The following is a 1,671-nucleotide window of genomic DNA, read 5'->3' as shown; positions in this document are numbered from 1 at the left end:
CGGAAGATTTAAGGATTTTGCCGCGCCGAAAGTCCCGTTGCGCTGCAATATGCTTTAGGCCATGCTCGCCGCAGTCATTCCCTCGAGACATTTTCTTTTCGGAGCACCTATGTCCGCGGTCACGAAATTGCACGCCGGCCCCAAGGACCTCTACGAGATCGGCGAAATCCCGCCGCTCGGCCACGTGCCGTCGAAAATGTATGCTTGGGCGATCCGCCGCGAGCGTCACGGGCCGCCCGAGCAATCCATGCAGATCGAGGTGGTGCCGACCTGGGCCGTGGGCGACGAGGACGTGCTCGTGCTCGTGATGGCCGCAGGCGTGAACTACAACGGCGTCTGGGCGGGCCTGGGCCAGCCGATCTCGCCCTTCGACGTGCACAAGCAGCCGTTCCATATCGCAGGCTCGGACGCTTCCGGCGTCGTCTGGGCGGTCGGCGCAAAAGTGAAGCGCTGGAAGGTCGGCGACGAAGTCATCGTCCACTGCAACCAGGACGACGGCGACGACGAGGAATGCAACGGCGGCGATCCGATGTTCTCGCCCTCGCAGCGCATCTGGGGCTACGAGACGCCGGACGGCTCGTTCGCGCAGTTCTGCCGCGTGCAGTCGCGCCAGCTGATGCCGCGGCCGCAGCATCTGACCTGGGAAGAGTCGGCCTGCTATACGCTGACGCTCGCCACCGCCTATCGCATGCTGTTCGGCCACGCGCCGCACACCATCAAGCCGGGCGACAACGTGCTGATCTGGGGCGCGTCCGGAGGCTTGGGCGTGTTCGGCGTGCAGCTCGCCGCGGCCAGCGGCGCGCATCCGATCGGGATCATTTCCGACAACGACAAGCGCGATTACGTGCTGGGCCTCGGCGCCAAGGGCGTCATCAACCGCAAGGATTTCAAGTGCTGGGGCCAGATGCCCACGGTGAACACGCCCGAATATAACGACTGGGTGAAGGAAGCCCGCAAGTTCGGCAAGGCGATCTGGGACATCACCGGCAAGAAGGATGTCGATATCGTCTTCGAGCATCCCGGCGAGCAGACCTTTCCGGTCTCGTGTCTCGTGGTGAAGCGCGGCGGCATGGTCGTGTTCTGCGCCGGCACCACCGGCTTCAACCTGACCTTCGACGCGCGCTATGTGTGGATGCGCCAGAAGCGCATCCAGGGCTCGCACTTCGCGCATCTGAAGCAGGCCGCGGCCGCGAACCAGTTCGTGCTCGACCGCCGCGTCGATCCCTGCATGAGCGAGGTGCTGGGCTGGAAGGAGATTCCGGCCGCGCACACCAAGATGTGGAAGAACCTGCACAAGCCCGGCAACATGGCCGTGCTCGTCAACGCGCAGCGGCCGGGCCTGCGCAGCTTCGACGACGTGATCGAGGCGTCGGGGCGCTAGCGCATGATCCCGAACAGCATGTCCCCGGACTTGATCCGGGGATGCGAAGCGGTTTTTTAAAAAGCATGCCCTCGGGCTCAACCCGAGGGCATGCTCGATCAAGCAGATAAGCGACGAGTCTGATTCAACGCCGTTGAATCAGACTCTGGAACAAGCTCAGGCGGATTCTTTGTTGCGCCCGTCCTTGATCGCGGCATTGAGTTCGCCGCCATAGATGAAGATCGACGCGGTGGTATAGAGAAACACCAGCGCGATCATCACCGAGGCGAGACCGGCATAGGTGGTGACGT

1 protein-coding gene is annotated in these 1,671 nt (G+C 63.3%); it reads left to right on the top strand.

Translation table 11 applies throughout. The annotated features are described in order from the left end of the window. The first annotated feature begins 109 nt into the window (after nt 1-109). A complete protein-coding gene (ccrA, locus tag KF708_24930; protein MBX3415950.1) occupies nt 110-1,381 on the top strand; it encodes a crotonyl-CoA carboxylase/reductase in 1,272 nt (423 codons plus the stop codon). Nucleotides 1,382-1,671 lie beyond the last annotated feature (290 nt).

It is taken from the genome of Pirellulales bacterium, from assembly GCA_019636335.1.
In the GTDB taxonomy this organism is placed as follows: Bacteria; Planctomycetota; Planctomycetia; order Pirellulales; family JAEUIK01; genus JAHBXR01.
This window is presented reverse-complemented; position numbering and strand designations above follow the sequence as displayed.